Source organism: Lentzea sp. NPDC051213 (assembly GCF_044455585.1).
GTDB lineage: Bacteria > Actinomycetota > Actinomycetes > Mycobacteriales > Pseudonocardiaceae > Lentzea.
Window position 1 is genome coordinate 68051 of the sequence record NZ_JBITEX010000005.1, and the last position, 23397, is coordinate 91447.

At 69.2% G+C, this 23397-nt stretch carries 21 protein-coding genes and 1 pseudogene; 8 read left to right on the forward strand and 14 right to left on the reverse strand.

What is annotated here, in order from left to right; translation table 11 throughout:
* Positions 1–73: 73 nt before the first annotated feature.
* On the reverse strand, positions 74–2068 hold the full coding sequence (locus ACIA8G_RS22620) for a DUF2339 domain-containing protein (RefSeq protein ID WP_396420622.1): 1995 nt from the start codon (positions 2066–2068) through the stop codon (positions 74–76).
* Positions 2069–2170: 102 nt separating this feature from the next.
* On the opposite strand from ACIA8G_RS22620, the gene ACIA8G_RS22625 reads away from it, so the two are divergent.
* The 5 genes from ACIA8G_RS22625 to ACIA8G_RS22645 are packed head-to-tail and all read left to right on the forward strand — an operon-like array spanning position 2171 to position 7268.
* Positions 2171–3136 (forward strand): LacI family DNA-binding transcriptional regulator, encoded by a 966-nt coding sequence (locus ACIA8G_RS22625; RefSeq protein ID WP_396421253.1) that lies wholly within the window; start codon positions 2171–2173, stop codon positions 3134–3136.
* Positions 3133–4542 (forward strand): sugar ABC transporter ATP-binding protein, encoded by a 1410-nt coding sequence (locus ACIA8G_RS22630; protein ID WP_396420623.1) that lies wholly within the window; start codon positions 3133–3135, stop codon positions 4540–4542. Before ACIA8G_RS22625 ends, ACIA8G_RS22630 begins: the two co-directional genes overlap by 4 nt.
* On the forward strand, positions 4539–5444 hold the full coding sequence (locus ACIA8G_RS22635) for an ABC transporter permease (RefSeq protein ID WP_396420624.1): 906 nt from the start codon (positions 4539–4541) through the stop codon (positions 5442–5444). Before ACIA8G_RS22630 ends, ACIA8G_RS22635 begins: the two co-directional genes overlap by 4 nt.
* 31 nt (positions 5445–5475) lie before the next feature.
* Positions 5476–6393: a substrate-binding domain-containing protein gene (locus ACIA8G_RS22640; RefSeq protein ID WP_396420625.1), complete on the forward strand. Its 918-nt coding sequence runs from the start codon at positions 5476–5478 to the stop codon at positions 6391–6393.
* The gene (locus ACIA8G_RS22645; protein WP_396420626.1) at positions 6390–7268 is read left to right on the forward strand and encodes a ribokinase; all 879 of its coding nucleotides are present in this window, start codon (positions 6390–6392) and stop codon (positions 7266–7268) included. The genes ACIA8G_RS22640 and ACIA8G_RS22645 overlap by 4 nt, the downstream gene beginning before the upstream one ends.
* Here the strand turns inward: ACIA8G_RS22645 and ACIA8G_RS22650 are convergent.
* Together ACIA8G_RS22650 and ACIA8G_RS22655 are read right to left on the reverse strand one after the other, a co-directional pair.
* Entirely contained in the window at positions 7246–7923 is a 678-nt protein-coding gene (locus ACIA8G_RS22650) for a hypothetical protein (RefSeq protein WP_396420627.1), read from the reverse strand. The two genes, ACIA8G_RS22645 and ACIA8G_RS22650, sit on opposite strands and share 23 nt — an antisense overlap.
* Positions 7920–9134, reverse strand: coding sequence for a nitrous oxide reductase family maturation protein NosD (locus tag ACIA8G_RS22655; protein ID WP_396420628.1), 1215 nt, complete (start codon positions 9132–9134; stop codon positions 7920–7922). Before ACIA8G_RS22655 ends, ACIA8G_RS22650 begins: the two co-directional genes overlap by 4 nt.
* A gap of 47 nt (positions 9135–9181) precedes the next feature.
* Here ACIA8G_RS22655 and ACIA8G_RS22660 point away from each other — a divergent pair, with 47 nt between their 5' ends.
* A complete protein-coding gene (locus ACIA8G_RS22660; protein WP_396420629.1) occupies positions 9182–10027 on the forward strand; it encodes a Dyp-type peroxidase in 846 nt (281 codons plus the stop codon).
* Between the two features lie 48 nt (positions 10028–10075).
* Positions 10076–11707 (forward strand): phosphoenolpyruvate--protein phosphotransferase, encoded by a 1632-nt coding sequence (ptsP, locus tag ACIA8G_RS22665; RefSeq protein ID WP_396420630.1) that lies wholly within the window; start codon positions 10076–10078, stop codon positions 11705–11707.
* Here the strand turns inward: ptsP and ACIA8G_RS22670 are convergent.
* The 10 genes and pseudogenes from ACIA8G_RS22670 to macS form a co-directional block, all read right to left on the reverse strand.
* A complete protein-coding gene (locus ACIA8G_RS22670) occupies positions 11704–12546 on the reverse strand; it encodes a LysR family transcriptional regulator (protein ID WP_396420631.1) in 843 nt (280 codons plus the stop codon). The two genes, ptsP and ACIA8G_RS22670, sit on opposite strands and share 4 nt — an antisense overlap.
* Positions 12543–13541 carry a hypothetical protein gene (locus tag ACIA8G_RS22675; RefSeq protein WP_396420632.1) on the reverse strand — a complete coding sequence of 333 codons (999 nt, stop codon included), beginning with the start codon at positions 13539–13541 and terminating at the stop codon, positions 12543–12545. Before ACIA8G_RS22675 ends, ACIA8G_RS22670 begins: the two co-directional genes overlap by 4 nt.
* A 2-nt stretch (positions 13542–13543) precedes the next feature.
* Positions 13544–13999, reverse strand: coding sequence for an RNA polymerase sigma factor (locus ACIA8G_RS22680; protein ID WP_396420633.1), 456 nt, complete (start codon positions 13997–13999; stop codon positions 13544–13546).
* A gap of 76 nt (positions 14000–14075) precedes the next feature.
* Positions 14076–14651, reverse strand: a complete 576-nt coding sequence (locus tag ACIA8G_RS22685; protein ID WP_396420634.1) for a hypothetical protein — start codon at positions 14649–14651, stop codon at positions 14076–14078.
* A gap of 57 nt (positions 14652–14708) precedes the next feature.
* A complete protein-coding gene (locus ACIA8G_RS22690) occupies positions 14709–15887 on the reverse strand; it encodes a glycine C-acetyltransferase (RefSeq protein WP_396420635.1) in 1179 nt (392 codons plus the stop codon).
* Positions 15887–16918: an L-threonine 3-dehydrogenase gene (gene tdh / locus ACIA8G_RS22695; RefSeq protein ID WP_396420636.1), complete on the reverse strand. Its 1032-nt coding sequence runs from the start codon at positions 16916–16918 to the stop codon at positions 15887–15889. Before tdh ends, ACIA8G_RS22690 begins: the two co-directional genes overlap by 1 nt.
* A 36-nt stretch (positions 16919–16954) precedes the next feature.
* Positions 16955–18407: pseudogene (locus ACIA8G_RS22700) on the reverse strand (SDR family oxidoreductase).
* Between the two features lie 113 nt (positions 18408–18520).
* Entirely contained in the window at positions 18521–19051 is a 531-nt protein-coding gene (locus ACIA8G_RS22705) for a DUF1707 domain-containing protein (protein ID WP_396420637.1), read from the reverse strand.
* A gap of 20 nt (positions 19052–19071) precedes the next feature.
* Positions 19072–19719: a response regulator gene (locus ACIA8G_RS22710; protein WP_396421254.1), complete on the reverse strand. Its 648-nt coding sequence runs from the start codon at positions 19717–19719 to the stop codon at positions 19072–19074.
* A gap of 11 nt (positions 19720–19730) precedes the next feature.
* The gene (gene macS, locus ACIA8G_RS22715; RefSeq protein WP_396420639.1) at positions 19731–20891 is read right to left on the reverse strand and encodes a MacS family sensor histidine kinase; all 1161 of its coding nucleotides are present in this window, start codon (positions 20889–20891) and stop codon (positions 19731–19733) included.
* Between the two features lie 121 nt (positions 20892–21012).
* Between macS and ACIA8G_RS22720 the strand changes: the two genes are divergently transcribed.
* Positions 21013–22209 (forward strand): diguanylate cyclase, encoded by a 1197-nt coding sequence (locus tag ACIA8G_RS22720; protein WP_396420640.1) that lies wholly within the window; start codon positions 21013–21015, stop codon positions 22207–22209.
* Here the strand turns inward: ACIA8G_RS22720 and ACIA8G_RS22725 are convergent.
* On the reverse strand, positions 22206–23357 hold the full coding sequence (locus ACIA8G_RS22725) for an AI-2E family transporter (RefSeq protein ID WP_396420641.1): 1152 nt from the start codon (positions 23355–23357) through the stop codon (positions 22206–22208). The two genes, ACIA8G_RS22720 and ACIA8G_RS22725, sit on opposite strands and share 4 nt — an antisense overlap.
* Positions 23358–23397 lie beyond the last annotated feature (40 nt).

The following is a 23397-nucleotide window of genomic DNA, read 5'->3' on the forward strand; positions in this document are numbered from 1 at the left end:
GTAGAGGGAAATCTTTGCCTGGTCGTAGTACGACCGTCGCCCGCGACGGCGGGGCGGGCGACGGTCGGCCCGATCAGTAAGAGGGCGGTGCGACCGGTTTGGATTCATATGAATCCGGGTTTCGCGCACCTGCCACCAGTTTGGCGTAGCGGGCGCCGGCGGTCAGGAGAACCAGACCGGCACCGAGGAACGCCAGCACGCGGGCGACACCGTCGAGCGCGGCCAGGTCGAACGTCACCAGCTTCACCACCGCGGCACCGACCAGGATGAGGCCGGAGATCCGCAGCGCCTTGTTGTTGATTCCCTTGACCAGCAAGAACAACGCGGCGACCGTCCACGACACGGTGACGACGGAGTGTCCGAAGAGGAATCCGGTCTCGTCCGGCGACACCAGCAGCGCCGCGCAGAGCACCGCGCCCGCCGCGCCGTAGAGCACCACGAGTCCGGCGAGGATCCACGAGAGCGGGTGCTTCGCCGGTTCCTTCAAAACCTGCATCTTCAGCGCGGCCCACGGCACGACCGCCGCGAGAACACCCAGCACCAGTGCCGTGACGAGGCCCGCCGCGTAGTCGCCAGACGTGACGACCAGGTAGCGGGGCTCGTTGATCAGCCACACGAGCGGCACGGCCTGGGTGATCGTCATCAGGAAGCCGACGACGCCGAAGGCGATCGACCCGGCCAGCGCGCTCTTCTTGTTGAGCCGGGCCGCGAGGAACGCCAGCAGCACCGCCTCGGCCAGCACGATCGCCGTGCGCACGTTGCCGTCGAGCGCGATGACCGTGGTCTGGAACAACGCGAGCATGCCCGTCGCACCGGCCGCCGTGGTGAACGCGCGCGGCAGGTCAGGGACCATCCAGATCGCCAGCAGCACCGCGGCCACCGCACCGGCGAGCACCGAGTTGGCCGGGTCCTTCAGCAACGTGGTCGCGAACATCGCCGGCAGCGCAGACCCGGCGATCAGGGCGATCGCCACGATGTCCTCGGGCCGCTTGCGGATGGTGATCAGGGCGACCGCGATGCCGACGACGGTCGTGGCCCCCGCGACGCCGACCACGGTCCACTCGAAGCTGGCGGGGATGGCGCTCGCGGTGGCGAGCAGCGAGGCGATGATCGGCGGGAAGCCGCCCGCGATCGCGAGACCCGGCCAGTTGCGCTGGATCTGGACCGGCGTGCTGGCCATCTTCAGCACCAGCAGGAACGCGACCAGCATGACCGTGAAGCCGTCGGTCAAGATCGGCGAGCAGATGGCGCAAGCAGCGACAACGCCGACCGCGAGCGTTTGCGAGTCCCAGCGCAGCGCGAGCACGACACCGGTCGCCGCGACCCCGAGCCCGACGACGAGACCGACGCCGGGAGGCAGGTACTCGTAGAGGCTCGTGGCGGCGATGACGTCGAGGTAGAGGCCGGCGAAACCGGTGGCCGCGAGCGCGAACGCCCCGGTGCGGCCGGCCGGGTTGCGGTGCAGCCACATGCCGATGCCGATCAGCGCACCGCTGAAGACCGCGCCACCGATCACGCGCGGCATCGGGCCGAGCCAGCCGCGCTGGATGGCGAGGATCAGCAGCATCACGAAGCCGAGCACGGTGATCGCGCCACCGACCCAGGCGAGCACCTTGGAGCCGGCGCCGTCCTTGCCGAGCTTCTCGAACAACGTCTCACGCGGCGGCTGCGGCGGTGGGGGCCACGGCTGCTGCCACTGCGTTTGGGGCGGCGGATGCGGGAACTGTTGTGCCTGCTGGGGCCAGGGCTGGTGAGCCGAAGCCGCGGCCTGCTGCGACCACTGGTTCGGCGGCTGCGGGATGCCGAGCGGCGGCGTCGAGGTGCCGCGGGCGGCCTCGTCGGCCCACGCTTCCGAGGGCGGCGGCGGAGCCTGGGCGGGTACGGGTACCGAGACCGGCGCATCCGGCGCCGGCAGCGGAGCGATGACCTCGGCCACCGCGGTCGCGGCTGCCGTTGCCGATGCGGACCTGCCCCGCATCTCCGAGCTGATCGTCACCAGCCGTTGCCCGATGGCGGCGAGCTCGAGCGCAAGGCGCTGCTCGTCCCCGAGGCGATCCTGTCCGTCCATGTGATCAGAGTGAGGCAGACCACGCGTGGTGACATCCGTACACCTACTCATCCACTTGACTGGATAGGTGTGTAATCGATTAACTTCTGCCCCGTGACGACCATGAAGGACGTTGCGCAGCACGCCGGCGTCTCCACGGCCACCGTGTCGCGCGTGCTCAACGGCCATGCCGCGCCGACTCCCGAGACTCGCGAGCGGGTGCACGCCGCGATCGAGGAGCTCGGCTACCGCCCCAACGCATTGGCCCGGTCCCTGAGGACCACCAGCACCCAGACCCTCGGTCTGGTGATCAGCGATCTGCTGAACCCGTTCTTCGCCGAGATCGCCCGAGCGGTCGAGGACGAAGCCCGGTCACACGGCTACTGCGTCGTGATCGGGAACGCCGACGAGAGCGCCGAGCAGGAAGCGACCTACGTGCGCACCCTGCTCGACCGCCGGGTGGACGGCCTCCTGCTGTGCCCCGCGACCGATGACCCGAGCTTGGTTCGCGAAGTGAGCGCAGGCGGCGTTCCGCTCGTCCTGTTGGACCGGACGGTCAGGGGCGCAACATGCCCCGTCGTCCGGGCCGACGGCAGCGAGGCGTTGACCGCGCTCGCCCGGCGGCTCGTCGGCGCCGGCCACACCCGCATCGGCGTGATCGCGGGTCCGCCGAACACCTCCACTGGGAGAGAACGAACCGACGTGCTCACGGGAGCACTCGGTGGCGTCGCGCAGGTCGTGCACGGCGACTTCCGCCAGGAGAGCGGCAGCCAGGCCGCGGCCAAGCTGATCGACGACGGCGCCACCGCGCTGGTCGCGATGGACAACCTGATGGGCCTCGGCGCCCTGGGCGAGATCAGGGCCCGCGGTCTGCAGATCCCGCACGACATCGCGCTCGCGGTGTTCGACGACCAGCCGTGGTTCCCGCTGCTCGACCCGCCGATCACGGTCATCGCCCAGCCGACCGTGGAGATGGGCCGCGCGGCCGCCCGCAGCCTGCTCGCCCTCATCAACGGTCAGCAGCCCGACGACGTCCGCCTCACCGCGAAGCTCGTGCTGCGCGGTTCGTGCGGAGAGGCCGAGCTGTGAGCACCCTGATCACCGCCCGCGGCATCACGAAGAACTTCGGTGCCACCAAAGCACTGGACGGCGTCGACCTCGACATCAACGCGGGCGAGGTCCACGTCCTGCTCGGCGAGAACGGTGCCGGCAAGTCCACTTTGGTCAAGGTCCTCGCGGGCATCCACAGCCACGACGCGGGCACCATCGAGGGCAGGGCCAGCCTCGCCGTGATCCACCAGGAGCTCGCGCTCGTCCCCGAGCTGAGCGTGGCGGAGAACCTGTTCCTCAACCGGTTGCCCAAGAAGTTCGGCTTCGTCGACCGCGCCGAGATGCGCCGGCGGGCGCCCAGGCTGCTCGAACGCGTCGGGCTGAACGTCGACCCGGACGCCAAGGTCCGCGACCTCGGCATCGCCCAGCAGCAGATGATCGAGATCGCCCGCGCGCTCGACAAGAACTCAGGCGTCCTGATCCTCGACGAGCCGACCGCGGTCCTCACCGACACCGAGACCGACCGGCTGTTGCAGATCATGGCTCAGCTCAGGAAGAACGGCGTCGGGCTCGTCTTCATCACGCACCACCTCGACGAGATCCAGCGCATCGCCGACCGCATCACGGTCCTGCGCGACGGACGCAGCGTGGGCGTCCTCGGGCCTGGGGCAACGACTCAGCACATGATCGAGCTTATGGTCGGCCGCCCGATCGACGAGCAATATCCGCGCAAACAACAGGGTTCGGGCCAGCCGTTGCTGAGCATTTCGAACCTCACCAAGCGCGGCGTGTTCCGGGACATCTCCATCGAGGTCCGCGCGGGCGAGGTCGTCGGCGTCGCCGGTCTGGTCGGCGCCGGGCGCACCGAGGTCGCACGGGCGGCGTTCGGCGTGGACGACTACGACCACGGCACGGTCGAGGTCGACGGGAAACCGTTGCCGCGCCACAACGTCCAGGCCGCCATCAGGGCAGGCCTCGGCCTGGTCCCGGAAGACCGCAAGGGCCAGGGCCTGGTCCTCACCGCGACCGTCGGCCAGAACCTCGAGCTGGTGACGCTGGAGAACCGCGACCAGAAGCGCATCCACGACATCGCGGGCAGGCTCCGGATCAAGGGCCACGTCGAGCAGCCGGTCAAGGAACTCTCCGGTGGCAACCAGCAGAAGGTCGTCATCGGCAAATGGCTGCTGGCCGACCCGAGGGTGCTGATCCTCGACGAGCCCACGCGCGGCGTCGACGTCGGCGCCAAGGTCGAGATCTACGAGCTCATCAACCGCATGACCGCGCAGGGCCGGGCGGTGCTGCTCGTGTCGAGCGACCTGCCCGAGGTGATCGGGATGAGCGACCGCGTCGTCGTGATGGCGCACGGCCGGGTGGCCGGTGAGCTGCCCAAGGGCGCGACCCAGGACCAGGTGATGGCACTCGCCGTGCAGGAGATCTCCGCATGACCACGATCAGCATCCGCAAGTACGCCAGCGAGAACGGGGCTCTGGCAGGGCTTCTGCTGCTCGCCCTGGTCATCGCGATCATGCAGCCGGCGTTCCTCAACGCGCAGAACCTGCTCAACGTCGGCGTCCAGGCCGCGGTCATCGCGATCATGGCGTTCGGCATGACGTTCGTGGTCGTCGCCGGTGGCATCGACCTGTCGGTGGGCAGCATCGCCGCGCTGGCCGCGATGGTCGGCGCACTCACGGCGGGCCCGCTCGGTCTCGTCATCGGCGCCTTGTGCGGTCTCGTCAACGGCGCGTTGGTGAGCTACGGCAAGCTGCCGCCGTTCATCGCGACGCTGGCCATGCTCAGCGTCGCCCGCGGTCTCACGCTGGTGTTCTCGGAAGGCCAGCCGCACGAGACCGACGCGCTGGTCACGTTCCTCGGCTCGAACCTCGCGCCCAGCCTGCCGTTGCCACTGCTGCTGATGCTGCTGTTCTTCGGCGTCACCGGCCTGATCCTCACCCGCACCAACCTCGGCCGGCGCATGTACGCGATCGGCGGCAACGAAGAAGCCGCCAAGCTCAGCGGCATCGACGTCCGCAAGCAGAAGCTCTGGATCTACGCACTCTCTGGCCTCTTCGCCGCCGCCGCAGGCCTCGTGCTCGCGGGACGGCTCGGGTCCGCCGGTCCGCAGGCAGCGGTCGGCTACGAACTCGACGCCATCGCCGCTGTCGTCATCGGTGGTGCGTCGTTGTCCGGTGGCGTTGGCCGCGCCACCGGGACGTTGGTCGGCGCACTCGTGCTCGCCGTCCTGCGCAACGGCCTCAACCTGCTGCAAGTGCCGCCGTTCTGGCAGCAGGTCGTCATCGGCGCGGTGATCGCTCTCGCCGCGTTGCTCGACTCACTTCGCCGTCGCTGAGTACAACCCGCAACAGGTAAGGAAGACACCAATGAAGGTGACCCGACGGATCGCGCTGACCCTCGGTGCCGCGGCTCTGCTCGCGACCGGGTGCAGCGGTACAGGGGCGTCCGGAGGAAGCGGCCTCACGATCGGCCTCGCGGTGTCCACTTTGAACAACCCGTTCTTCGTGGAGCTGCAGCAGGGCGCGCAGGCGATGGCGGACCAGCTCGGCGCGAAGCTGACCGTGGTCGACGCCCAGAACGACGCGACGAACCAGGTCAACCAGGTGCAGACGATGGTGACCCAGGGCGTCAAGGCGATCATCCTGAACCCGGTCGACTCCAAGCAGTCCGCCCCGGCAGCCAAGGCAGCCGAGATGGCGAACATCCCGCTGATCTCGGTCGACCGCTCGGTCGAGGGCAAGGTCGCCGCCGAGGTCGCGTCGAACAACGTGTCGGGCGGCAGCCTCGCGGCCATCGAACTCGGCCGCGCCACGTCCGGTGAGGTCGCGCACCTCAAGGGCATCTCCGGCGCGTCGGCCTCTCGTGATCGCGGTCAGGGCTTCGAGCAGGGCCTGAACAGCGGCAACGTCAAGGTCGTCGCCACCGCCGTCGCGGACTTCGACCGTGCCAAGGGCCTCAACGAGACCACGAACCTGTTGCAGGGCCACCCGAACCTCAAGGGCATCTTCGCCGAGAACGACGAGATGGCGCTCGGCGCGATCAAGGCTCTCGGCGCTCGTGCCGGCAAGGACGTCGTGGTCGTCGGCTTCGACGGCACGCCGGACGGCCTGAAGGCGATCCAGGACGGCACGCTGGCCGCCACCATCGCGCAGCAGCCGAAGCTGCTCGGTTCGAAGGCCGTCGAGCAGGCGGTCAAGGCGACGAAGGGCGAGCCCGTTCAGCAGGTCGTGGACGTCGAGGTCAAGGTCATCACGAAGAAGAACGTGGCAGAGTTCATCAAGTGACGAACACTCTGCTTGTCCTCGGGTCCGCCAACGCCGACCTCGTGGTCGAGGTCGGCAGGCGGCCCGCCGGCGGTGAGACCGTGCTCGGCGGCGACACCGTCGTGCTGCCCGGCGGCAAGGGCGCGAACACCGCTGTTGCCGCTGCCCGCGTCGGTGCTTCCGTTGCACTCGTTGGTGCCGTTGGCGGTGACGGGTACGGCTCGCTGCTGCGCGAGTCGCTGGAGTCGTCCGGCGTCGACACGTTGCTGGTGAAGACCTCCTCACGCCCCACTGGGATCGCGTACATCACCGTGACGCCGGATGGGGAGAACTCCATCGTCGTGTCGCCGGGTGCCAACGCGGACGTGTCACCGTCCGATGTGGACGCGGTGTCGTTCGACGGCGCACGCGTGCTGACGTGCTCGCTGGAAGTGCCGCTGGAGACCGTGATCCACGCGGTGGACGTGGCGGCGGAGGCGGACGTGCGGACCGTGCTCAACCTGTCCCCGGTAGCGGAGCTGCCGGCGGAGACGCTCGCCCGGCTCACCGTGCTGATCGTCAACGAGCACGAGGCCGCCCAGCTCGCGCCGACCTGGCATGACCTGCTCGAACTCGGCCCGAAGGCCGCGATCGTCACGCTCGGCGCGCGCGGCGCTGCCGTGGTGGCGATGGCGGGAACCGTTGAGGTGCCGTCGATCCAGGTCGACGAGGTGGTCGACACGACCGGCGCCGGTGACGCGTTCGCCGGAGCCTTCTCCGCCCGGTTCGCCGAGGGCGACACGATCGTCAAGGCGGCGGAGTACGCGGTGAAGGTCGCCGCCCTGTCGGTCACGAAGGCCGGCGCGCAGCCGTCCTACCCGACCGCCGCCGAGGTCAGCTCGCTAGCGGCGGGATGACCTGCACCGGCTGCTTCGAGCTGGTGAAGTCGAAGACGGCGAGCTCCTCCTGGTTGCCGAGTTTGGCCTCCAGCCTGCGGAGTTTGCCGTCCTGATCGAGCCAGTAGCGCAGCCGGGCGCTGTCGTCGGACTTCTGCTTCGGGCCCTCGAAGACGTCGACGGCCGCCTCGCCGATCTTGTCCGAACGCAGCCAGCGCGCCGTGCTCTGCAACAGCAGCTGGGCGTTCTCCGGCCGGTCCGCGCCGAGGTTGACCAGCAGCCGCAGCGCACCGTCCAGTTCGGAACCGCGTTCCTGCAGTTCCCTGACCTGCCAGTCGACGACCGGCACCGGGTCGACCGCCTCTGCCGACGGCGTCATCGCGAACGCCATCCGCCCGAGGTTCCACTGCACGAGGCCCTTCGAGAACTCGTCGTCCCGGCCGTCCGTGCGCATGCCCGCGTAACCGAGGTGGTTCACGAAGTCGACCCGGCCGGCCAGCACGAGCTTGCCGCCGGGCGACGGCACAGACGCGGTGAACGCGCTCACCCCGGTCGTGTAGTTCGAGAACCGCACCAGCGCCAGGCGTTCCGCTTCGGGGATCGACAGCGGCCGCGGGTCCGGAGTGGAGCCGCACGCGGCGAGCGCCAATGCCAGCAACAGGATCGTCCGCTTCACGACCGGACCGCCGCGCGATCGAGGAACAGGTCCTCGGTCGGCACGCCGTACTTCTCGGCGTTCGGTGCCTTGTCCGGCAACGGGTCGCTGGGCATCTCCGGCTGGTTGGGCGGTGCGGCGACCTGGTTGAACGGGATTCCGCGTGGCGCGGCGGGTTTCTTCATCTGCTCGCCGACGCCGGAGTAGCAGCGGCCACCGTCGAAGCAGTTGTTCCTGCCTGGCGCGCGTTGCGTCGCCACGTACAGCACGTCCTGGCCGTTGTGCGTGATCACGTTGCCGTCGAAGCGGTTGTCCAGCGGCGCGAGGTCCTCGCTGGAACCCAGCGCGATGCCGGTGCCGGGGTTTCCGGTGATCAGGTTGCGGGTCAGCACGTTCCGGGTGCCGCCCGCGATGCCCACGCCGAGCCCGAACGCACCGTCGGCCTGTGCCGGTGAGAGCGCCTCGGCGTTGTCCGAGACGAGGTTGCCGGCGAACATCGCGTCCTCCTGCGGCACGAACGCCTCCTGGTAGTCGGAGTTCGAGGTCATGCCGACCCGGTTGCCGCTGAACCTGTTGCCCAGCACGTACATCTGGCCGGACGCGTTCGTGCCCTCGTAGCCGACGGCGTTGCGTTCGGCGACGTTGCCGCGCACGACGATGTCGCACGGCTTGCACTGGCCGACGTAGAAGCCGGAGTCCGCGCTGCCGGAGGCGTAGCTCTGCTCGATCACGCCGTGCTGGGCGTCGAACGCGTAGATGCCGTACAGCCCGTTGTTGCTGGCCGTCACGTACGAGACGCGGAAGCCCTGCAACGGCGGGAACTTCTGCGTGTCCAGTTTGGTGTAGCCGGTGCTGCCGCGGCCCATCCCGCCGTCCTGGCTGAGTCCGGTGACCAGCACGCCGTTCAGCGTGTGGTTGCGGACGGTCAGGTTCTGGATCGACACGTCCGGCGCGGTGACCACGAATCCGTTCGGGCGCTTGACCTCTCCGTCGATGATCACGCTGCCGCGCTGGGTGCCCCTGATCGTCAGGCCCTTGGTCCTGACCTGCACGGACTCCTGGTAGACGCCGGGAGACACGGTGATCGTCGTGCCTTCCGCAGCCGCGTCCACGGCGGCCTGGATGGTGTTGAGCTGCGCGGGCACGTTGATCTCGGGTCCGAGCTTCGGTTGCGCCGCCGATGAGCATCCGGCGACCAGCAGCAGTGCAACAAATGTGTACGGAGCGCGCACAGCCGGTCACCGTACTGCGCCGTTCGGCCTACTGTCACACTGCCCCTGTGAGCCCACTCTCACGCCGCCGTCTGCTGTACGGCGCTGCGGCGATCGGACTACTCAGCGGCTGCGGCTTCGACCGCAGGCAGCCGGGGATCGCCACGCCGCAGCAGCTGCACGCCGACATCTCCGTGTGGGACGCCGTCGCGGCACCGTCCGGGCAGGTCAGCTCGTCGGTCACGGTGACGTGCGGGCACGGGGTCGACGGGCTGCCGGAGTTCCCCGGCGATGCCGTGCGGCCGCAGGACCTGGGCGGGCGGCTCTTCCTGCAGATCTGCGGCGACGATCCGGACGCCGTGCGCGACGCGGCCTCCCGGCTGCGGCCGGACGGCCGGCTGAAGTGGCGTGAGCAGGGGTTCTGCAACTCCGAGCGCACCAACGTCCTCGGTTTCAAGGACGGCATCGTCGTGCCGAAGACGCCGCACGAGTTCGACCAGGAGGTCTGGCTGCCGGACGGTTCGACCATCGCCGTCGTGCGCCGGATGAAGCTGGACATGGCTGCTTTCGGGGCGTTGCCCGTCGCCGAGCAGGAACGTGTCTTCGGCCGTCGCAAGCACGACGCCGTGCCGCTGTCCGGCGGCGAGGAGGTCGACCTGTCGGCGAAGACCCCGGACGGCGAGTACGTCATCCCGGCCGACGCGCACGTCCGGCGGGCACACCCGCTGATGGCGGGTGCCGGCCTGATGCTCCGCCGTTCGTACAACTACGCCGAGGGCCTGCTGTTCATCTCGTACCAGCGCGAGCTGAAGACGTTTGTGAACACGATGTATCGGATGGCAGCCGGAGATGCCCTGTTGCGTTACGCCACGACCACCAGCTCGGCGGCTTTCCGCATCCCGCCGCTGAATTAGTCACACTGAGCTGTCCTCGGTTCCAGGTGGAAGGGTATGGTCTAGACCATGTCGAGCGCGCGGCTGAGCGGTGTCGGTGTCAGCAGCGGCCGGGCTTCCGGTCCAGTGGTGAGGGTCGCGGAGGCTCTGCCGGAACCTCCGCTGGGCCCACGACCTGCGGATCCGAAGGATGAGGCGTCCCGAATCCGCCCGGCGACCGAGGTCGTCGCGCAGCGGTTGATGGACCGCGCGAAGACTGTCGAGGGCGAGGCCCGCGCAGTGCTGGAAACCACGGCCGCGATGGCAGGCGACCCCTCCCTGATCAAGTCCGCCGAGAAGCTCGTCATCGACGAGTCCCTCCCCGCGGCCCGCGCGGTGCACCAGGCCGCCCAGAAGTTCGTCAACGCGCTGCAGGCGGCCGGTGGCTACATGGCCGAGCGCGCCCGTGACGTCCAGGACGTCCGCGACCGCGTGGTCGCCGAACTGCTCGGCCTGCCCGCTCCCGGCGTACCCGACCTGGCGTCGCCCTCTGTGCTGGTGGCGCGTGACCTCGCACCCGCGGACACCGCCGGTCTGGACCCGTCGAAGGTCCTCGCCCTGGTCACCGAAGAAGGTGGCCCGACCTCCCACACCGCGATCCTCGCGCGCTCCCTGGGCATCCCGGCCGTAGTCGCGTGCCGAGGCGTGCTGGCCCTGGACGTGGCCGCCCTCGAGGTCGATGGCGACACGGGCGTCGTACGCGTGTCGGACGGCAAGGTCCGCGCGGCGGGCACGGGCAAGAAAGCTGTGTGGAACGGCGTCGGCGTCCTGAAGGACGGCCACCGGGTGAAGGTCCTCGGCAACGTCGGCTCCCCGGCCGACGCGGCTGCCGCTGCCGCCGCGGGCGCGGAGGGCGTTGGCTTGTTCCGCACCGAGTTCTGCTTCCTCGACGCCGCGGAGGAGCCGAGTGTTGATGAGCAGACTGCTGCATATGCGGCTGTGCTGGCGCCGTTTAAGGGCAAGCCGGTTGTGGTGCGCACCCTCGACGCGGGCGCGGACAAGCCGCTGGCGTTTCTGAACCCGGACCCCGAGCCCAACCCGGCCCTGGGCGTGCGAGGCCTGCGCGTCGCCTTCGACCGCCCCGAAGTGCTGGACCGCCAGCTGGAAGCCATCGCCGCCGCGGCCGCCTCGTCCGGCGCCGACGTCTCCGTGATGGCCCCGATGGTCGCCACCGCTGCGGAAGCCTCGTGGTTCGTGGCCCGCGCCCGCCAGGCCGGCATCGCCCGCGCCGGCGTGATGGTCGAGGTGCCGTCCGCGGCCCTGTCCGCACGCGAGATCCTGCAGGTCGTCGACTTCATCTCCATCGGCACCAACGACCTGGCCCAGTACGTCTTCGCCGCCGACCGCCAACTCGGTGGCGTCGCCGCCCTGAACGACCCCTGGCAGCCTGCGCTGCTGCGCCTGATCGCTCAGGTCGGTGACGCGGCCACCGCGTCCGGCAAGTCCATCGGCGTCTGCGGCGAGGCGGCGGCCGACCCGTTGCTCGCCTGTGTGTTGATCGGCATGGGCGTGACGTCGTTGTCGATGAACCACACGGCTCTTGCCGATGTCGGTGCCAAGTTGGCCACTTCGAGCATGGACATCTGCCAGTTGGCTGCCCGTGGTGCGCTGGCTGCGGGGGATCCGGCGACGGCGAAGCTCGCGGCGCGAGCCCCGCACTAAGGCTGGAGCTCGTCGAGGACCGCCCTGATCAACGGGTAGTCCTCGGACCCCCTGCGCACCGCCGCCACCACCCGTCGCAACGGCGCCACCCCAGCCACCGGCACACCAGGCACCGCGTTCCGCGGCGCCAACGCCACCCCGGCCCCGGCCGCCACCAGCGCCTCGATCGCCCGGAAGTCGTCTGACGTGTGCCGAATCCGCGGCGCGAACCCGGCCTGCGCGCAGGCCATCTCCACGACGTCCCGCAGCGGGTTGCCGGGCAGCGTCACCACCCAGTCCTCGTCGGCGAGTGCCGCCAGGTCGACCGGCCCGTCCGCCAGCGGGTGTCCTGGCGGCAGCACGACGTCGAAAGGCTCGGTGTAGAGCGGAAACCGGCTGAACCGCTCGGTGGTCCGGTGCTCCTCTGTGATCGCCACGTCGATCTCGCCGTCGAGCAGGAGCCGCACGCTCTCGTGCCCCTCGGCGTCCCGAACGGACAGCTCGATCGAGCGGTTCTTCAGCGCCGCCAGCGCCGGTGCCACGACCTGCGTGATCGCGGAAGCGAACGCGGCGACTGCGACCCGGCCGGCGGTTCCGGAGGCCAACGCGTCCAAAGTGGCCTGTGCACGTTCCAGCTCCGCCGCGACCACGTGGGCGTGGGCGACGAGCAGTTCACCCGCCGGTGTCAGCGAAACCCGGCGGCCCTTGCGCAGCAGCAGCGGGTGGCCCGCCTCCGACTCCAACGCGGCGAGCTGCTGCGACACCGCTGACGGCGTTAGGTGCAGTGCAGCGGCAGCGGCCGTGACGGTGCCGTGGTCCGCCAACGCGCGCAGTACTCGAAGCCGTCGTGGGTCGATCACTTGTTCATGATGAACGGAGAGTCCACCTCACCGTTGATCGGCACATCGTCGGGCAGTCGAGGCGGGGGGCCGCTGAGGCCGATGAACTGGAAGTCCTGCGTTTCCACGGCCGTGCCCGCCGGCAGGCCGTGCTGTGCCGAGGTGATCACAGTTCGGATGGTGACGGCCTTGCCGGTCTGGATGTCCACGACCAGCTGGGTCTCCAGCCCGGCGTACTGGCTGCTCGGTGGTGAGGGGAGGGCGAGGCCGACGCCGTTGTCCCGCACTCCGGGCAAAGTCCTGAGCACCGCCAACGCCGCCTGCCGCTGTTCGGGGCGCAACGGTGAGGCGGTGATCTCCATGGCCAGCCGGCCAATGCGGTGGTTCAGCGTGCCGAGATCACTCGAGTCCCGCGCGAAGGCTTCCAGGACCTTCTTCAGCTCCGAGGTGTCGGTCGGCACGGCGGCCCATTCGGCGAAAGACACCTGGTTGGAGTACTTCCCGTCGAACGTCTCCCGAGCGGCCGGGCGGAACCGGCCGGGGCGCAACGCCCGGTCGTTCGACCCGACGATCGGCAGCTTCAGAGGCCATCCCGCTGCCTCCCACTTCTCGCCGTCGGCCGGTGTCCGCGGTCCGACACTGCCGTTCTGCTGGAAGAACACCAGCTCACGTTCCGGCGTTAGCCACCTGTCGGAGTCGGCGCGGGTTTCCATCACGTAGGGATTCGCGCTGTCACCCACCACCGTCAACGACGACACATGCGCTCGCACGTGCCACCACTCGCTCAAGGGGCCGGCGGGCTCCGGCCGGTCGGACGGCAGCAGCGCGATCACCAGCACCGCCACCACCCCGAACGCCACCGCGACCGGCGCGAGCCGTCGCCATGCCGCCTGACCTGACCAAACAGCAGGCCGGGGCATCGCGGTGATCTGGGCGAGGTCGCGTTCCATCCGGTCGTGGTCGACCTCAGGCGTGAGCGGCTTGGTCCGCGCGAGGTCCTTCAGCAGGTCACCCATGACTACCTCGCACGCTCGAAGGCCGGTGTCGAGAGAGCGGTGCGCAGTCGTCGTCGGGCGCGGTGAAGACGCACGAAGTACGTGGCCGCAGTGCATCCGAGCACTTGAGCGGCTTCGGCCGACGTCAGCCCGTGCCACGCGATGAGCGTGAGCACCTCCTGATCGATCTCCGACAGGCTCGCGAGCGCCTCCCGCAGCTCGACGACCCCGAAGTCGTCCACGGCCGGGGCGTCGACGAGCTCCTGGTGCAACGTCTGCCTGCGGGCCGCGCGCACGAGGTTGCGGGCGATGCCGAGCAGCCACGGCAACGCGTGCGCTGGCATCTCGTCGAGCTTGCGCCAGGCGATCGTGAAGGTCTCGCTGGTGATGTCCTCCGCGAGCCGCGCACCCGCGTGGCTCGCCGCGTAGGCGAGCACGCGCGGATAGCACTCGCGGTAGACCGCGCAGAAGTCCTCCACTGCCGCCCTCCCTCTTCACGAGGAAGTGTGCCGATCGTCGAGATTCTTACCGCGTGTGATGCGGATCACGCCAGATTCAGCCGGCCCTGGTGAGTGACAGGGTCTGGTCACCGTTGTCGCCGCTGACGGTGAGGTCGATCCGCTGACCGCTGACTTTCGCCGTCATCGCGCCGCACGGGCCCGAGGTGCTGCTCAGCGCGAGGTGGTCGCCGCTCGCCTCGACCGCGCCGCCGCAGCTGATGTCCATCTTCGGCATCTGCACGCCGCCGCCGACGTCGGGGAACTGGAACTGCGGCTTCATCGTCAGCCGGAACGTCCGATCCGACCCGATCACCAGCGTCGACGCCAGGTCGACGGTGTTGCCAGGTGCGGCCTTCTGTTCCCACGTGCCGATCGCGTCGCTGACGTTCGCGGACGGTTTCAGCACCTGGTAGCCGGCGAAGCCACCGCCGCCGATCACCGCGACGGCCAGGACGATGCCGCCGACGCCCTTCAGGTTGAAGGTGTTCCTGGTGTTCTTGCGGACGTTCTTGTTCCGGTTGCCCTGCTGGACGACGGCGTTGTCGCCGAATGTGCCGCCGCCGACGTTGTACGCAGGGCTGTCGTGGCCCTGCGTACGACTGCCGTAGTGCGGGTCTGGTTGCTTAGCCATGTAGGGGAAGTCCTGGTCGGCGACCTCCCCGATACACGTCTTCACCCGATCGTTTGACTACATTCGCCCGCGTGCAGCAACGAAGGCGTCGACCGCCCGGTTCACGTCCTCCGTGGTGTGCGCGGCCGACATCTGCGTGCGGATGCGCGCCTTGCCGTGCGGTACCACCGGGTACGAGAAGCCGATCACGTAGATGCCCTGCTCCAGCAGCAGGTCGGCCAGCCTGGACGCCTCGGCCGCGTCGCCGATCATCACCGGGATGATCGGGTGCTCGCCGGGCAGCAGGTCGAAGCCCTCCTCCGTCATGCGACGGCGGAAGAGCTCGGTGTTCGACCGCAGCTGGGTCAGCAGCTCCGAGGACGACGACAGCATGTCCAGCGTGGCGATCGCGGCGGCGGTGATCGAGGGCGCCAGCGAGTTCGAGAACAGGTACGGCCGTGAGCGCTGCCGCAGCATCTCGATGATCTCCGCGCGACCGGACGTGTAACCGCCGGACGCACCGCCCAGCGCCTTGCCGAGCGTGCCGGTCACGATGTCGACGCGGTCCTGCACGCCGAAGAGCTCCGGGGTGCCCCTGCCGGTCGGGCCGGTGAAGCCGACGGCGTGCGAGTCGTCGACCATGACCAGCGCGTTGTACCGCTCGGCCAGGTCGCAGATCTCGTCCAGCGGCGCGAGGTAGCCGTCCATCGAGAACACGCCGTCGGTCGCGATCAGCCGGTAGCGCGCGTCGGAGGAGTCCTTGAGCTGGCGCTCCAGGTCGTCCATGTCGCGGTTCTTGTAGCGGAAGCGACGAGCCTTCGACAGCCGCACACCGTCGATGATCGACGCGTGGTTCAGCTCGTCGGAGATGATCGCGTCCTCGGCGCCGAGCAGCGTCTCGAACAGGCCGCCGTTCGCGTCGAAGCACGAGCTGTAGAGGATCGTGTCCTCGGTGGCGAGGAACTCGGAGAGCTTGCGCTCCAGCTCCTTGTGCGGTTCCTGAGTGCCGCAGATGAACCGCACGGAGGCCATGCCGAAGCCCCACTCGTCGAGCGCGCTCTTGGCGGCCTCGATCAGGCGCGGGTGGTCGGCGAGCCCGAGGTAGTTGTTGGCGCAGAAGTTCAGCACCTGGTCGCCGGAACCGACGCGGACCGAGGCGTTCTGCGGTGTGCCGATCACGCGCTCGGCCTTGTAGAGCCCGGCGGCCCTGATCTCGTCGATGCTCTTGCGGAGATCGTTCTTCAGCTCGCCGTACATCAGGCTCCCGTCCAGTCGAGGATGACCTTGCCGCACTTGCCTTCGCGCGCGGTGGCGAACGCCTCCGCGTGCTGCGTGTGGTCGTACCGGTGCGTGATCACCGGCGCGAGGTCGAGGCCGCGCTGCAACAGCACGGTCATCGAGTACCAGGTCTCGAACATCTCGCGGCCGTAGATCCCCTTGATGTGCAGCATCTTCAGCACGACGCTGCTCCAGTCGACGGGGAACTCCTCCGCGGGCAGGCCCAGCATCGCGATGCGACCGCCGTGCGCCATGTTCGCGATCATGGTCTGGAGCGCGGACGGCTTGCCGGACATCTCCATGCCGACGTCGAAGCCCTCGGCCATGCCGAGTTCCGCCTGGGCCTGCTCGATCGTCTTCTCGGCGACGTTCACGGCCAGGTCGACGCCGACCTTGCGGGCCAGGTCCAGCCGGTGCTCGGAGACGTCGGTGATCACGACGTTGCGCGCGCCCGCGTGCTTCGCGACGGCGGCAGCCATGATGCCGATCGGCCCGGCGCCCGTGATGATCACGTCCTCACCGATGACGGGGAAGCTCAGCGCGGTGTGCACGGCGTTGCCGAACGGGTCGAAGATCGCGGCGACGTCCAGGTCGACGGCCGTGCGGTGCACCCACGCGTTCTGCTCGGGCAGCACGACGTACTGCGCGAAGGCGCCGTTGGAATGCACGCCAAGGCCGCGCGTGTTGGCGCACAGGTGCCGCCGGCCGGCCTTGCAGTTGCGGCACGTCCCGCACACGAGGTGGCCCTCGCCGCTGACCAGGTCGCCGACTTTGACGCCGGTGACGCTGTTGCCGATTTCGACGACCTCGCCGACGAACTCGTGGCCGAGGATCAAGGGCGCCTTGATGTTGGCGGCGGCCCAGTCGTCCCACGAGTCGATGTGCAGATCGGTGCCGCAGATGCCGGTGCGCAGCACCCTGACCAGCACGTCCGTCGGTCCCGGGGTGGGGTCCGGTACGTCAGTCAGTTCGAGGCCAGGCCCAGCGGCGACCTTGACGAGAGCCTTCATGCGGGAAGTCTCACCCTTTGCTGCTTGTGCAGTCCATCAGGACTTTCTGAAGTTCTTGTACAGCTCAGCTTCATTGGCGATGTTGCGCACCATGCCGCCGAACACCACGCCGTGGAACGGCCAGACCACCGCCCAATAGAGGTGCCCGGCGAGCCCCTTGGGCACGAACACGGCGCGTTGGCGGTAAGTGGACCCGCCGTGCTGGTTGCTCGCCACTCGAAGTTCCAGCCACGCCTTGCCGGGCACCTTCATCTCCGCGCGCAGCCGCAGCAGCCGCCCGCGTTCGATCTCCTCGACCCGCCACCAGTCGAGCGCTTCGCCGACGTACAACCGTTGCGGATCACGTCGCCCGCGCCGGAGACCAACGCCGCCGACCAGCCTGTCCAGCCACCCCCTGATGGACCAGGCCAGCGGAAACGAGTACCAGCCGCGTTCGCCGCCGATGCCTTCCACGACCTCCCACAGGCGTTTCGGGGTCGCGTCGGTGTGGCGCTCGCGCTCGTCGGTGTAGACGGAACCGCCGGACCAGCCGGGATCGCTGGGCAGCGGCTCACCCGGTGCACCCGGCACCGAGGCTCCCGACCAGCGGGTCTCCACGTCGGCGTCGCGGATCTTGGTCAGCGCGAGCTCGACCGCCTTGTCGTAGCCGACGTTCTCGCCGGGCAGCAGCTCGCGGATGTCGTTCTCGCGGCACACCACCTCGTGCACCAGCGACTCGATCAACGGTTTCGCGATCGACCCCGGGACGGGCGTGACCAGGTTGACCCAGTGCGAGGACAGCCCCGGCGTCAGAACGGGCACGGGCAGCACGCGGCGCCGGGGGCAGCCCAGCCACCCGCGCGTACCGGAGCATCATCTCCAGGTACGTCAGCACGTCCGGCCCGCCGATGTCGAACGTCCGGTTCGCGGCGAGCGTGGTGGCCTCGACCAGGTAGCGCAGCACGTCCCGGACGGCGATCGGCTGGATCCGGTTGTGGACCCAGCGCGGCGTGACCATCACCGGCAGCCGTTCGGTCAGGTACCGCAGCATCTCGAAGCTCGCCGACCCCGAGCCGATGATCACCGCGGCCTGCAGCACCACCGCGGGCACGGCGGAGCGCAGGAAGACCTCCCCGACCTCCTTGCGCGAGGCGAGGTGCGGCGACAGCTCGCCCTGCTCCGGGTGCAAGCCGCCCAGGTAGACGATCCGGCGCACGTCAGCGCGTTCGGCAGCGGCCGCCACGTTCTCCGCGGCCTTGCGGTCGGCGTCGGCGAAGTCCTTCGAAAGCAACGAGTGCACGAGGTAGTGCACGACCTCGACGTCCCGCATGGCCTCGTCGAGGTCGCCGAGCACGTCCCCGCGCACGATCTCGACGTCAGCGGCCCACGGGACGTCGCGCAGCTTCTCCGGCGATCGCACCAGGCAGCGGACCTCGTGCCCGTCGGCCAGCAGCCTGGGCACGAGCCGTCCGCCGAGGTATCCGGTCGCGCCGGTCACGAGACACCGCATGCCTCGATCCTGAGCGCTCGCGCGAGCACCCGCAGATCAGGTCAGGCTCGCGCAGGGGTACCCCCGGCCGGGGATCCCCTCGCATCCCAACGTACCCAGCGGGTCCGACAAGATCAGTGCCAGAGAGACTTCTTCTTGTGCTTGATCAGCACCGATCCACCCCGCACCGCCCCGCGCAGCACGAAGTGCGGCCGGCCGATCCCGTTGCGAACCTTGTCCTTGATCTCGCCCGCCGTCACCTCGACCGCGTCGATGTTCACCGAAGACCCCTCGGGCACGACGAGCTTCACCGAGCCGAGCGACACGTCCAGGTCGATCAGCACCGACGGCGGCACGGTGGCCTCGGTGAAGTCGAGGTCGGTCGAGCCCAGCGTGTTGCTCACCAGCAACTCCGGCGGCACCACCCAGACGCCCTTGCGCACCGTCGTGCCCATCGTGTTCTTCAGCTCGACGCGCTGCCCGGCGGAACCGAGGTCGTTGTTGACCATGCCGGGCAGGTCGATCAGCACCACGTTGAGATCGGCCCTGGTCACAGCGGCGAGTGCGATGTCCGTGCGCGTCGTGAACTCGTCGAGCGTGATCATGCCGCGGCCCACCGCCCTGTTCAGCAGGCTGACCACGTGCTCACGTTCCGCGTCGGACACGCGTAACTCTTTGGGGTCTGTCATTGTTCTGCCTCCGGTTCGCTGTCGAGACCGTGCTCGATGGCATAACGCGCCAGCTCCACCCGGTTGTGCAGTTGCAGTTTGCGCAGGGTCGATTGCACGTGGTTCTCGACCGTGCGGTGGGAGATCACGAGGCGGTTGGCGATCTGGCGTGCGGTCAGGCCCTTGGCCACCAGCCGCAGCACCTCGGTCTCCCGATCGGTGAGTTGCGGCTTCTCTTCCGAGTCGTCTGGCGCGGCGGCCATCCGCCGGTATTCGCCCAGCACCAGGCCGGCCAATCCTGCGGTGAACACGGCGTCGCCGGCCGCGGTGCGGGTCACGGCTTCGACCAGTTCGTCCGCGGACGCCGACTTCACCAGGTAACCGGACGCGCCCGCCTTCACGGCCTGCAGCACGTCGTCGTGCTCGCCGGACGCGGACAGCACCAGCACGCGCGTGTCCGGCAGCTCGCCGGTGATCATGAGGGTGGCGTCGACGCCGGACAGTTCGCCCAGGTTCAGGTCCATCAGCACCACGTTGGGCCGCACGGCCTTCGCGATGCGCACGGCCGAGGCGGCGTCGCCTGCCGTGGCCACGATTTCGAAGCCGCGCTCCTGCAGGTCCCGTGCGACGCCTTCGCGCCACATCGGGTGGTCGTCCACGACCATCACCGAGACCGTCACCTTGCCGCCCCCTTCCTGAACACCCGAACCTCCCACTCCGTGCCCTCCCCCGGCCCGGTCTGGAGCTCCAGGGTGCCGCCGAGCGACTCCACCCGGCCTTTGATCGACTTCTCGATGCCCATCCTGCCTTCCGCGGCGGCGACCGCGATGCGGCCTTCCGGGATGCCAGGACCGTCGTCACGGACACTCAACACGATCTCCGCCCCCAGATCCTCCAGCAACACCCAGGCCCGCGCGTCGTCACCGGCGTGCTTGTCCACGTTGGACAGTGCCTCGCGCACCAGTGACGTGAGCTCGCCGGCCGTCGCGGCGGTCAGCATCACCTGGGTCGCCGGGGTCGACACCTGGATCCTGGGCGTGGCGAGGAGCTGCAACCCCGGCCGCAGGTCGATCTCTCCGTCCACAGTGGAATCGGTTGGCGCGGCGGCGACCAGGTTCCGCAGCGCCACCTCCTGCTCGCCGGCGAGCTTCGCCAGTTCCGCGGCTTCTCCGCCGACTTCGAGCCCGCGTTTGCGCACGCGGGCGAGCACCTGCAGCACGCTGTCGTGGATCGAGCGCGCGAGCCGTTCGCGTTCGGCGGTCGCCGCTTCTGCCCGCAACGCCTGGGCCAGCCGCACCGCCGAACGCCGTGCCGTCGCCGAGGCCATGCCGACGACCATCCCGGCTCCTGCCAGCAGCACGACGTCACGCAGCAGGTCGAGGCTCGGCACGCCCTTGGACAGATAGGTGAAGAGGCCGACGGTCAGCCCGCCTGCGAACCCGGCGTACGACCCGCCGAGCGCGCCCAGCGCGACCGCGGGCACGCACGCCCAGATCGTCGTGATCAACGGCACGTTCAGGGTCAGCAGCTGGTGGTCGGACATGATCAGGGGCGACAGCGACATGAGTCCGCAGGTCAGGGCCAGGTCGAAGAGCACGAGCGGCCAACGCCTGCCCCACGAGGAGCTGTAGGCGCGGCTCGTGAAGACAGACCACAGCGCCATCACGCCGAGCGTCGTCCACGCGAGCCATGGCCGGATGTAACCGGATTGATTCGCGATCACGTTCGCCGCCGCGAAGAGGAATGTGACTATCCGTAGCGCAATCGTCCCGCGCCACAGCGGCGTGGCCGGGTCGTCGATCACCTTCGTCACACGTTCGGCAGGCAATTCAGGCACGCTGTGCTCCTTTCGAACCCCATCCTGCCGCGTGAACGTGCGCTGGCTAACCCCCAGGTGGCCGTCTTCTGCCGAACGGAGGAATGTGCGACGCTCTCCGGGTTCGGGGGAGGGCGATGCTGTGCGCGACTGGCCGATGTGGACTCTGCGGCGGCCCGCGCTCTGTTACTGGCTGCTCATCGACTTCGCCGGACTCGCCACCGTCGCCTACGTGATCGTTTCCACCCAGACGCCGTCACCCTCCGAAATCGGCAGGTTCGCCGCCATCGCCGGCACCGCGGGCGCGGTGATCATCGGCAGCTCCATCTACAGCCACCGGCTGGGCGAGACCGAGCGCAACCCGTGGGCCGCGCACCTCTCCTACCTCACCGCCGGCATCCTCGCGCTGCCGCCGAACCTGCTGGTGCTGCTGCTCTTCGGCCCCGCCCTGCACTGCCTGCTGGCGCAACGCCCGGAGACCCACCGCTGGCTGTTCACGCTGAGCGCGACGGCGCTGGCCGTCTTCGGCACCCGTTTCCTGCTCGGCTGGACGAACCCGCACGCGAGCCTGCTGGTGATGGTCGGCGGCGCCATCGCGCTGCTGGCCCTGCGCGCTGCCCTGATCGCGGTCGGCCTGAAACTCCGCCGCCCGTCCGCCACCTTCGAGGAGAACGTCGGTGAACCCATCGACGCGGTCCTCGGCATCGTGGCGGTGTCGATCGGCGGCCTCATGGGCTGTGTAGCCGAGTCCACGGCCATCCACGCTTTGATCGCCGGCCCGCCCCTGGCGCTGCTCGAACGCGCCGCCCAGCTTCCCCAGTGGCGCCGCTCGGCCCAGCGCGACGCCAAAACCGGCCTGGCCAACGCCGTGCACTGGGACAGCCGCGCCCGCTACGAGCTGACCAAGGGCGGCACCCGCACCCGCCCGATGGCCGTCATGCTGCTCGACCTCGACCACTTCAAGAAGGTCAACGACGAGGTGGGCCACCTGGCCGGCGACGCCGCGCTGGCCGCGATCTCCCTGCTGCTGCGCGGCACCGTGCGCCGGGGCGACCTCGTCGGGCGTTTCGGCGGTGAGGAGTTCGTCGTCCTGCTGCCCGAAGCCACTCCGGACGAAGCCGAGTTCGTCGCCGAACGCGTGCGCAAGGCCGTGGCTGCCCTGCGCGTGCCCACGATGGCCACCGACGGCAAGCCGCACGAGCTCAGCGGCCTGACCGTGTCGATCGGCGTGGCCACCACGACCAGGTTCGGGTACGAGCTGCCGGACCTGCTGGTGGCGGCCGATGCGGCACTGCTGGCGGCCAAGGCCTACGGCCGCAACCTGGTCTCGATGGCTTAGAGCTTCTTGACCCGTTCGCTGTTGTCGTCCTTGGGCGCGGTGTCCTGCGGATTCAGCACGTCGACCTGCTCCGGTTTCTCCACCGCGTCCGCGTCCGACACCAGCGACCGGATCCCGGAGTTCAGCACCGCCAGCAACGGCACCGCGAGCAGCGCCCCGGCGATGCCGCCCGTGACCAACCCGCCCGCGATCGCCAGCACCACGGCCAGCGGGTGCAGCTTCACCGCGCGGCCCAGCAACAGCGGCTGCAGCACGTGCGACTCCAACTGCATCACGCCGATGAGCACTGCCAGCACGACAAGCGCGGCGATCGGACCGTTCGTCACCAGCGCGATCAACACCGCCACCGCACCCGTGAACACCGCACCGATGATCGGGATGAACGCACCGAGGAACACCAACGCGGACAGCGGCACCACCAGCGGCACGCCGATGATCGCCAGGCCGATGCCGACACCGACGGCGTCGACGATCGCGACCACCGCCGTCGCGCGCACATAAGAAACGAGAGAGCCGAACCCGCGACGGCCGGCCACGTCGACACGCTGGCGCACGTCACTCGGCACCACACGGGTCACGAAACGCCAGATCCCGTCACCGTCGTGCAAGAAGAAGATGAGCGTGAACAGCGCGAGCAGCAGTCCCGTCAGCGCCTCGCCCAGCGTCGCGGCTGTGGTCAGCGCGCCGGACGTGATCGCGGCCTGGTTCTCCTTGATCGTCTTCACGATCTCGTTGACGTAGTTCTGCAGCTGCTGATCGGACAGGTGCGCGGGCCCGTCCTTCAGCCACTTCTGGATCGTGTCGAGCGACGCCGCCACCTGCGTCTGCAGTTCGGGCAGGCCGCGGGAGAACTCGCTGATCACGAACGTCAGCACGCCGCCGAGAACGCCAATGCCGATGATCATCATCAGGGTGGTCGCCACGCCGCGCGGGACCCGCCACTCGACGAGTTTCGCCACGCCGGGCGAGAGCAGTGCGGCGAGCAGGAGCGCGATTGCGACGGGGATCACGATCGAGGCGAGGAAGCCCAGCACGTACGCGACCACGTACAACGCGGCCACCACAACGACGAACCGCCAGCTCAGCGCGGCGCTCACCCGCAGCAGCAGGGGTACGCGGCCGCTGATCTCCGTCTCGTTTGTGCTCACGCGCCTCACGTTAACCGCTTGGACCCTGGCCAAGGCGGAA